Source organism: Klebsiella sp. K-Nf6 (genome assembly GCF_002806655.1).
GTDB lineage: Bacteria > Pseudomonadota > Gammaproteobacteria > Enterobacterales > Enterobacteriaceae > Klebsiella > Klebsiella variicola.
Genome location: NZ_PIBN01000028.1, coordinates 24,784 through 33,146 on the forward strand (window position 1 = coordinate 24,784; position 8,363 = coordinate 33,146).

Genomic DNA, 8,363 nt, shown 5'->3' on the forward strand with positions numbered 1-8,363 from the left:
GTGTGTTAGATCTTGTTATCTTCTTCGCGGATATTCCGCAAACGGCAGGCGATTTGATTTAATGTGGCGCTGAAGGTGGCAAGGTCGGCCTCCGGGATGGTCTGAGTCACGCGTTCCTGATAGGTCTCGATCACGCAGCTCAGTTTTTCCAGAATCGCCCGCCCCTCGGCGGTCAGCGTCAGCAGGCGAATGCGTTTGTCATATGGCGATGTAGAACGCAGCAGATAGCCCTGCTTTTCCAGTAACGAGAGGGTGCGCATTAGCGGCGGCAGTTCAATCCCCTGCACCTCCGCCAGTTCGCTGACCGAGACGTTGTCTCCCAGCTGATGCAACTGCATCAACACCGTCCAGCTGGACTGGGTGAGTCCGGTATCGGTGATAGCGGAGTCAATAATGGCGCGCCACTGGCGCACCACCATGGCCATTCTCATCCCCAACGGACGGCGGGCAAACAGGTCGTCTTCGGTCACAGGTTTTCCTCTCATTGTTGGGAAGAAAATAATACTTATCAGGGTAAGTATCAAGAAACAGACGATCGCGCCGCATCAATTGATAAATTTAGTGAATGTATTCCCCGGCGTCGCTAGCGCTTACCGGGGCAAAGAAGGAATGATGCCTGAAAAAAACCGCACTTTTTAATTGATCTGATCCCGACGCAGGCCGATATCTTTCAGCTGTTCGTCGCTCATTCGCTGCAAAGCTCTGCGCGTTTGCTCCTGAAGCCACCATTTTTTGATAAACCGCACCAGCAGTACGAAACCAATAAATGGCTGTCTTGCCCTGTTCTCGTGAAATTCCATCCTCTACCTCCTCACCTTGCCAGAGGCTTTATCTTCACGGATTTGGGGCCAAGGAATACAGATTCACAAAACACTTTTCTTTAACATACAGATTGGCTAAAACGTACACCAGACCCCATTTTTTCCGCCCATCTGTACTGGTTCTTTTATCTGTATGGCGACAATCAAGGATACAGCATGACCCGCTACCAACATCTCGCTGCCCTGCTGGCCGAACGCATTGAACAGGGCCTGTATCGCCACGGCGAAAAACTGCCGTCGGTGCGCAGCCTGAGCCAGGAGCATGGCGTCAGCATCAGCACTGTCCAGCAGGCCTATCAGTTGCTTGAGCAGCAGCAAATGATTGTGCCTCAGCCGCGATCGGGCTATTTCGTTGCCCCCCGCAAGGCCCAGCCGCCGGTGCCGCCAATGTCGCGTCCGGTACAGCGCCCGGTGGAGATCACCCAGTGGGATCAGGTGCTGACCATGCTCGACGCCCGCTACGATAAATCGATTATCCCCTTCGGCGGCGGCTCGCCGGATGTCACACAGCCAAGCCTGAAGCCTATCTGGCGCGAACTGAGCCGGGCGATCCAGCACAACCTCAGCGAAGTACTGAACTATGACGAGCTGGCCGGGCGCCGGGAACTTCGCGAGCAGATCGCCCGCCTGATGCTTGACGGCGGCTCGGTGGTGACGGCCGACGATCTGGTGCTCACCAGCGGCTGCCACAGCGCGCTGTCTCTGGCTTTACTGTCGGTATGCCAGCCTGGCGATATCGTGGCCGTGGAATCCCCCTGCTACTACGGCACGATGCAGATGCTGCGCGGACTGGGATTAAAGACCATTGAGATCCCCACCGATCCCGAAACCGGGATCAGCATCGAGGCCCTGGAGCTGGCGCTGGATCAATGGCCAATCAAAGGGGTGATCCTCGTGCCGAACTGCAATAATCCGCTGGGCTTTATCATGCCGGACGCCCGTAAGCGCGCGGTGCTGAACCTTGCCCAGCGCCACGATATCGTGATTTTCGAGGATGACATTTACGGCGAGCTGGCCACCGAGTACCCGCGCCCGCGCACCATTCACTCCTGGGATATCGACGGCCGGGTGATGCTCTGCAGCTCTTTTACCAAAACCATCGCCCCCGGCCTGCGCATCGGTTGGATAGCGCCCGGGCGCTACTACGACAAGCTGCTACAGATGAAGTACGCCGCCAGCGGCACTAACGTCCCTTCAACCCAACTGGCGGCCTGCAATTTTATTCGCGAAGGCCACTACCACCGTCACGTGCGGCGGATGCGGCAGATCTATCAGCGTAATATGGAGATCTACACCTGCTGGCTGCGGGAGTTTTTCCCGTGCGGGATCTGTGTCACCCGGCCAAAAGGTGGTTTTATGCTGTGGGTGGAGCTCCCGGAGCAGGTGGATATGGTCTGCGTCGCCAAACAGCTATGCCGGCTGAAGATCCAGGTCGCGCCGGGCTCGCTGTTTTCGGCAGCGGGCAAGTATCGCAACTGCGTCAGGATCAACTGCGCCCTGCCGCCGACCGAGAAACATAAAGCGGTGATGGTGAAGCTGGGAGAAGCGGTGAAGGTGGCGATGGAGTGAAGTTTAATCTGTTTTCCCCGGCGGCGCTGCGCTTACCGGGGCTACGGGCTCCGAAAATACGTAGCGCCGCTACCAGCAACTATTTCTTATTAAGATCGCGAATCATCGCTTCTCTTAAAATCGCATTCAGTCGAGTTTGATAGCCTTTTCCTGGACGTTTGAGCCACTCCATGACATCGGCATCAATGCGCACAGAAGCCTGTGTTTTTAGCGGTCGAAAAAATTTGCCGCGTACGGCATCTGACCATTGCGCATCGTCTGTAGCGGGGATATCGCTGTAATCGATGTCCTCATCGGCTTTGCTCGCTAGCGCTTTAAGTTCAGCATCTCGCTCGGCTGTAAGCGCAACCGGGTTATCGCGTTTATGTTTAACCATGCTCATAACGATTCCTCTCTTTTCTGTCCGCCTTCCGGGCGCTGATAATACGAATAACCTCAGTTCCACTTTCAAAACGGACCGAATGCGCCACCAGGATAACAAGGATCCCATGCACAAGACCGATGGTTTGCCAGCGATATTCACCATTCTCAAACCGCTCCTGGCGGGAAAGGTGCCGCGGATCGTCAAAGACTAATACCGCTTCTTCAAACCGGACTCCATGTTTTCGTAGATTACTTAATGCCTTGTTTGCATCCCACTCAAACTCCATTGGCATACTATTCATCCTTTTGTATATACAAAAAAGTATATACGATTATCCGGTGATAATAGTGACGGCGTTGGAAAAAACCTCACATTTTGAGTGAGTAATTTGTAAAGGCATCTCCCCGGTGGCGCTGCGCTTACCGGGGCTACGGGTTACCCCGCGTCCGCAAATCAGCTTCACTGGTCAAAAAACACCATTCCCTTATACGGCTGCTCACGGCAGGCGGCCAGCCGCTGGGCGAGACTGCCGACGTGCAGCTCCAGCTTGTGGCCATCGGGATCGAGGAAATAGTGCGAGGCGCCTTCGCTGCGATTTAGCTTCCAGACCGCCACGCCGGCAACCTCCAGGCGGGCGGCGAAGCGGGCAAAATCGGCTTCGCTAATGCTAAACGCATAATGGGTGTAGTCGCTCTCTTCCGGCGGAGTAACACGCCGCTGCGGATCCAGCGACAGGCATAGCCACAGATCGCCGCAGGAGAGATAGGCGCCACTGTCCCAGCGGGCGTGCAGCGTCATGCCCAGCAGTTGCTGATAAAACGCCACGCTCGGCGCCAGCTGGCTGACCGCCAGGGTCAGATGATTCAGTCCACTCAGCATGTCTGTTCCTCCAGTGAATTCACGATGAACTGGCGCAGCCATTGATGCGCCGGGTCGCGGTGCCAGCGCTCGTGCCACAGCATCAGCATCTCAAAGCCGGCGACCGCCAGCGGCGGCTCGACGACCACCAGCCCGCTCTGCCCGCGCACCAGCCGCTCCGGCAGCACCGCCACCAGATCGCTATTGCGCAGGGTCTCCAGCATAAACAGGAAATGTGGCACGGAAAGGACAACCCGCCGCGTCTGTCCGAGGTTCGCCAGCGCGATATCGGTCGCCGCGCTGAAGCCGCCCCCGTCCGGGGAGACGATCACGTGCTCCAGCTGACAGAACGTTTCCAGGCTAAGCCCAGGCCGCAGCGCCGGATGCTCCGCCCGGCCTGCCAGCACGTAGCGTTCACGAAACAGCAGGCGCTGATGTAGCCCCGGCGGCGCGCCCTCGCGGGTATGGAAGCAGAGATCCACTTCATCGCTGGCCGCCTGCTGCTCCAGCCGCGCTGGCTGCAGCTCGAATACCGCCAGCCGACTGTCGGGAGAGGCCAGCCGTAGCCTGCCCAGCATCGGCAGGAGGATCGCCGAGGCCATATAGTCCGTCGCCGCCACCCGCCAGGTCTCCGCCGCCGTCGCCGGATTAAAGGGCGCCACCGGCGCCACTGCCTGCTCCAGGGCGGCTAACGCGGCGCGCAGCGGCTGGCGAAGCTCATCGGCGCGGGCGGTGGGCTGCATGCCGCGCGGACCCGGCATCAGCAGCGGGTCGGCGAAAATCTCCCGCAGCCTGGCGAGCTGAATACTGACCGACGGCTGCGACAGATTCAGCCGCTGCGCCGCCCGGGTGACGTTGTTTTCGCTAAGCAGCACGTCGAGCGTGCGCAGCAGATTAAGATCCAGACGATGTAAATTAATCACGGCTATACCTGGAATTTAAGTAATTAATTTCTACTATAGCGTCAGCTTTCCTACTCTGCAGCTCTCCCCACTCCAGAGGTGATGTTATGAAAGTACTGCTGATTTACGCCCATCCGGAACCGCGCTCGCTTAATGGCGGACTCAAAAATTTCGCCATCCACCACCTGCAGCAGGCCGGGCATGAAGTCCAGGTCTCCGATCTCTACGCCATGCGCTGGAAGGCCGGATATGACGCTGACGACAGCGGCGCCCCGCCAGTCGGCGAGTTCTGGCGTCCGACCCTCGATTCAAAACGGGCCTTTGCCCAGGGAACCCAAAGCGCGGATATCGCAGCCGAGCAGGAAAAGCTGCTGTGGGCCGATATGGTAATTTTCCAGTTCCCGCTGTGGTGGTTCTCGATGCCTGCCATCATGAAGGGCTGGATCGACCGGGTGTACGCCTGGGGCTTTGCCTATGGCGTCGGTGAGCAAAGCGACCGCCACTGGGGTGACCGTTACGGAGAAGGCACCTTCGCTGGCAAGCGGGCGATGCTGATCGTCACCGCCGGCGGCTGGGCGGAACACTATTCACCGCGCGGGATCAACGGCCCCATCAACGACATCCTGTTCCCCATTCAGCACGGCATGCTGTTCTATCCCGGCTTCGAGGTACTCCCGCCGCTGGTGTTCTACCGCACAGACAAAATCGACGCCGGCCAGTTCGCCGACCAATGCGCCACCCTGGCCGAGCGGCTGGACACGCTGTGGCAAACCGAGCCCATTCCATTCCGCCGGCAGAATTATGGCGATTATCTGATCCCATCGCTGACGCTGCGCCCTGAACTGGCGCCCGGGAAAAGCGGTCTGGGGGTGCATCTGGCAACGAAATAAATCTCGACGCGATAGCCCATCCGGGTTATCGCGTTCATTAATATGACAATTTGTGAGCCTCCACGCATTAACAGCATCTCGTCACACGAAGCCGCCGTTCATATTGATAGCGATCAAGAATAATCATACCGTCTGGTCGGTATGATTCCGGCCATGAATATGGAAGCCCAGCATCGTAAAAAAGATCCCGTCCGTCTCCACCGTCAGTTGCTTGAATCGGCGGCGATGATTGCCGGCCGGGACGGTATCGCCGCCCTGTCGCTGAACGCCGTCGCCCGCGAGGCTGGCGTGAGCAAAGGTGGCCTCCTGCATCACTTTCCCAATAAGCAGGCGCTGATTTTCGCCCTGTTCGCCCGGCTGCTGGCGATCATGGAAAAGGCGATTAGCGAACTGATGGCCGCCGATAACATCGCTTACGGACGCTTTACCCGCGCCTATTTGCGCTATCTGTCCAACCCGGAGCTGACGGACACCCACGAAAGCCGCCAGCTGATGGTGCTGTCGCTGGCGATGCCGGACGAGCCGGTGCTGCGAAAATGCTGGCGCGACTGGATGCTGGATCACCTGGCGCAGGGCGATGCGCTGGATAACGGCCCGACCGGCACGCTGGTGCGCTACGCCGCCGACGGCATCTGGTTATCGGAACTCACCGAAGGGCGTACCATGAGCAGCGATCACCGACAGTCGCTGGTAAACGATCTGACCAAAATGACGCTTCCCGCGTGAAGCGAATAGAGTGAGGCCGCGATGCGCTACAACATCAATGCCCGTCTCATTTATGACGCAACGGACGGCACGCTAACCCTGCCCGGCAGCGATGAACCGGATAGCCAGCTATCCATCACCGCCAGCGCGCTACTCTATTTTTTTCTCCGCCATACCGGCGTCGTCAGCCGCGATGAAGTATTAAAAAAAGTCTGGGATGATAACGGCTTAACCTCTTCCAACAGCAACCTCAATCAATACCTGAGTATGCTGCGCAAAACCTTCCGCCACTACGATATCGATAACATTATCGTCACCGTGTCGCGCGGCATGCTGCAGTTGAACCAGGATCTGAGCATTGAACTGCTCGATGCCGGGCCGGCGCTTACCGAGGCCGCTAACCCACCCGAGAGGGCTGATGAAACCGTCCCCCCAGCGGCGACAACGCCGCCCACCGATTCACGACATGCGCGCGGGATGTGCTGGTATCTGGCCGGCGGCTGTCTGCTGGTCATCGCCCTGCTGCTGGTGGCGTTTAGTCTCGCCGGTACCCACGTCGCCCGGCCAATTAATCTGACGCTGATGAACCACAGCCAGTGCGAACTGCTGGCCAGCGATGAGATGCTGCGTTCGGTCTCCGCCACGGCCTACGGTAAGAATTTTGATGAGGTGCGTCAGCGGCTGAAGCTCAGTTGCAAGCCGGGCGAACGTTTTGTTTTTTTCTATGGCGACCGACTGGAAACCAATGGACTGGGCCGGGTGTTCCTCGCCCACTGCGCGATGCACGAAGACAACCCGTTCAGCTATTGCGATAACTACTTTTACTACTCCTGGAAGCCGCAATGAGACTCGCGCCCCGCCCCTTTTTCGCCCTTTCCGCCCTCGCGTTTATCGCCGCCGCCGGTTTTAGCGCTTGGCGCCTGCTGCCGGATGCCAACGACGGCGTGATGAGCTGTTCCACCAAAGCGATCATGCGTTTTGAGAACATGGAAAAAGAGAATGTGAACGGCAATATTCATTTTAATTTTGCCGCCAACGGCAACGGTTCGATGGTGGTGGAAGGCTATACCGATTCCGCCGCCGGCTGGCTCTACCTGCAGCGCTACGTCAAATTCAGCTACACCAGCCAACGCATTTCGGCAACCGAACGCCACTACCGCATTAAAAAATGGGAATCCAGCGCCTCATCCATCGACGAATCGCCGAATGTCATCTTCGACTACTTCATGCGCGAGATGTCCGACAGCCACGATGGCCTGTTCCTCAACGCGCAGAAGCTTAACGACAAAGCTATCCTGCTGAGTTCTATCAACTCGCCGCTCTACATCTGCACGCTGAAGTCCGGCAGCACGTTTAATTAACCCGTCCCCCCTGAACCGCCGCGAGGAAACTGCGCCCTCGCTCACACTCCGTTTTTGCCCCCTCTTTTTCCGATGCTAAAAGCGCACGTTTTGCATTTAGCTTTTGTGGCAAAACTTGAGCATACCCACAATTATCACGCGGCTATATTACCGCCTGCAGGCAAGTAATTAGCATCTTATTAACATTCATCTCCCGCCGATAATAAGCTTAAAAAAACGCCATATCATCATGACAATCATCACGCAAAAAACAGGACAAACAGATAAATTGAACGCTAAATAAGACTAAATTACAGAGCAAAAAACTAAAATATTCACCAACACGGATTTAAATTTCGCTTCTCTCCCCATTCCCTATAGTGAACCCCGAACGCCGATTCCGCGTGTTGATGCCGTTACGCGGACGGTTTTCCCGAATCACAAAACCTGTTCTGGAGGAGATCACGATGGGTGATGCATTGGGGCTTATCGAAACCAAAGGTCTGGTGGCCTGTATTGAAGCAGCGGACTCGATGTGTAAAGCCGCCAACGTCGAACTGATCGGCTATGAAAACGTCGGCTCCGGCCTGGTCACCGTGATGGTGAAGGGCGACGTCGGCGCGGTAAAAGCGGCGGTGGATTCCGGTGTGGAATCAGCCCAGCGCATCGGCGAAGTGGTGACCTCGCTGGTCATCGCTCGCCCGCATAACGACATCAACAAAATCGTCATTAAACACAAGGCCTGAAGGCCAGGAGAACGCAAATGGGTGATGCATTAGGTCTGATTGAAACCAAAGGTCTGGTGGCCTGCATTGAAGCGGCGGATGCGATGTGTAAAGCCGCCAACGTCGAGCTTATCGGCTATGAAAACGTCGGTTCCGGCCTCGTCACCGCGATGGTGAAAGGCGACGTCG

General features: G+C 57.1%; 13 protein-coding genes. 7 read left to right on the forward strand and 6 right to left on the reverse strand.

The window, feature by feature from the left end:
• Positions 1-5 precede the first annotated feature (5 nt).
• Both CWM61_RS27465 and CWM61_RS27470 read right to left on the reverse strand, forming a co-directional pair.
• A complete protein-coding gene (locus CWM61_RS27465) occupies positions 6-470 on the reverse strand; it encodes a MarR family winged helix-turn-helix transcriptional regulator (RefSeq protein WP_074387171.1) in 465 nt (154 codons plus the stop codon).
• 165 nt (positions 471-635) lie between these two features.
• Positions 636-800, reverse strand: a complete 165-nt coding sequence (locus CWM61_RS27470; RefSeq protein WP_008807599.1) for a DUF1127 domain-containing protein — start codon at positions 798-800, stop codon at positions 636-638.
• A 177-nt stretch (positions 801-977) separates the two neighbouring features.
• On the opposite strand from CWM61_RS27470, the gene CWM61_RS27475 reads away from it, so the two are divergent.
• Positions 978-2,390: a PLP-dependent aminotransferase family protein gene (locus CWM61_RS27475; RefSeq protein WP_061155894.1), complete on the forward strand. Its 1,413-nt coding sequence runs from the start codon at positions 978-980 to the stop codon at positions 2,388-2,390.
• A gap of 79 nt (positions 2,391-2,469) precedes the next feature.
• On the opposite strand, the gene CWM61_RS27480 is transcribed toward CWM61_RS27475, so the two are convergent.
• The 4 genes from CWM61_RS27480 to CWM61_RS27495 form a co-directional block, all read right to left on the reverse strand.
• Positions 2,470-2,772, reverse strand: a complete 303-nt coding sequence (locus CWM61_RS27480) for a BrnA antitoxin family protein (RefSeq protein ID WP_100632222.1) — start codon at positions 2,770-2,772, stop codon at positions 2,470-2,472.
• On the reverse strand, positions 2,759-3,046 hold the full coding sequence (locus tag CWM61_RS27485; RefSeq protein ID WP_012542979.1) for a BrnT family toxin: 288 nt from the start codon (positions 3,044-3,046) through the stop codon (positions 2,759-2,761). The genes CWM61_RS27480 and CWM61_RS27485 overlap by 14 nt, the downstream gene beginning before the upstream one ends.
• A gap of 167 nt (positions 3,047-3,213) precedes the next feature.
• Entirely contained in the window at positions 3,214-3,633 is a 420-nt protein-coding gene (gene fosA, locus CWM61_RS27490) for a FosA5 family fosfomycin resistance glutathione transferase (RefSeq protein WP_017899137.1), read from the reverse strand.
• Entirely contained in the window at positions 3,627-4,535 is a 909-nt protein-coding gene (locus tag CWM61_RS27495) for a LysR family transcriptional regulator (RefSeq protein ID WP_074387174.1), read from the reverse strand. Before CWM61_RS27495 ends, fosA begins: the two co-directional genes overlap by 7 nt.
• An 86-nt stretch (positions 4,536-4,621) precedes the next feature.
• Between CWM61_RS27495 and CWM61_RS27500 the strand changes: the two genes are divergently transcribed.
• From CWM61_RS27500 to CWM61_RS27525, 6 genes are all read left to right on the forward strand, one after another.
• Entirely contained in the window at positions 4,622-5,404 is a 783-nt protein-coding gene (locus CWM61_RS27500) for an NAD(P)H-dependent oxidoreductase (RefSeq protein WP_074387175.1), read from the forward strand.
• A 141-nt stretch (positions 5,405-5,545) separates the two neighbouring features.
• Positions 5,546-6,130, forward strand: coding sequence for a TetR/AcrR family transcriptional regulator (locus CWM61_RS27505; RefSeq protein WP_064180527.1), 585 nt, complete (start codon positions 5,546-5,548; stop codon positions 6,128-6,130).
• Between the two features lie 21 nt (positions 6,131-6,151).
• Positions 6,152-6,955 carry a winged helix-turn-helix domain-containing protein gene (locus CWM61_RS27510; RefSeq protein ID WP_074387176.1) on the forward strand — a complete coding sequence of 268 codons (804 nt, stop codon included), beginning with the start codon at positions 6,152-6,154 and terminating at the stop codon, positions 6,953-6,955.
• A complete protein-coding gene (locus CWM61_RS27515; RefSeq protein WP_074387177.1) occupies positions 6,952-7,470 on the forward strand; it encodes a FidL-like protein in 519 nt (172 codons plus the stop codon). Before CWM61_RS27510 ends, CWM61_RS27515 begins: the two co-directional genes overlap by 4 nt.
• Before the next feature lie 446 nt (positions 7,471-7,916).
• Positions 7,917-8,195 carry a BMC domain-containing protein gene (locus tag CWM61_RS27520; protein ID WP_004182810.1) on the forward strand — a complete coding sequence of 93 codons (279 nt, stop codon included), beginning with the start codon at positions 7,917-7,919 and terminating at the stop codon, positions 8,193-8,195.
• Positions 8,196-8,212: 17 nt separating this feature from the next.
• On the forward strand, positions 8,213-8,363 hold a 151-nt coding region (locus CWM61_RS27525), incomplete at its 3' end, for a BMC domain-containing protein (protein ID WP_049069966.1).

Excerpts from the sequence above, each read along its gene's own strand:
- CWM61_RS27500 (WP_074387175.1), top strand. The coding sequence starts at position 4,622 with ATGAAAGTACTGCTGATTTACGCCCATCCGGAACCGCGCTCGCTTAAT.
- CWM61_RS27485 (WP_012542979.1), bottom strand. The coding sequence starts at position 3,046 with ATGCCAATGGAGTTTGAGTGGGATGCAAACAAGGCATTAAGTAATCTA.
- CWM61_RS27520 (WP_004182810.1), top strand. The coding sequence starts at position 7,917 with ATGGGTGATGCATTGGGGCTTATCGAAACCAAAGGTCTGGTGGCCTGT.
- fosA (WP_017899137.1), bottom strand. The coding sequence starts at position 3,633 with ATGCTGAGTGGACTGAATCATCTGACCCTGGCGGTCAGCCAGCTGGCG.
- CWM61_RS27510 (WP_074387176.1), top strand. The coding sequence starts at position 6,152 with ATGCGCTACAACATCAATGCCCGTCTCATTTATGACGCAACGGACGGC.
- CWM61_RS27515 (WP_074387177.1), top strand. The coding sequence starts at position 6,952 with ATGAGACTCGCGCCCCGCCCCTTTTTCGCCCTTTCCGCCCTCGCGTTT.
- CWM61_RS27475 (WP_061155894.1), top strand. The coding sequence starts at position 978 with ATGACCCGCTACCAACATCTCGCTGCCCTGCTGGCCGAACGCATTGAA.
- CWM61_RS27470 (WP_008807599.1), bottom strand. The coding sequence starts at position 800 with ATGGAATTTCACGAGAACAGGGCAAGACAGCCATTTATTGGTTTCGTA.
- CWM61_RS27480 (WP_100632222.1), bottom strand. The coding sequence starts at position 2,772 with ATGAGCATGGTTAAACATAAACGCGATAACCCGGTTGCGCTTACAGCC.
- CWM61_RS27505 (WP_064180527.1), top strand. The coding sequence starts at position 5,546 with ATGATTCCGGCCATGAATATGGAAGCCCAGCATCGTAAAAAAGATCCC.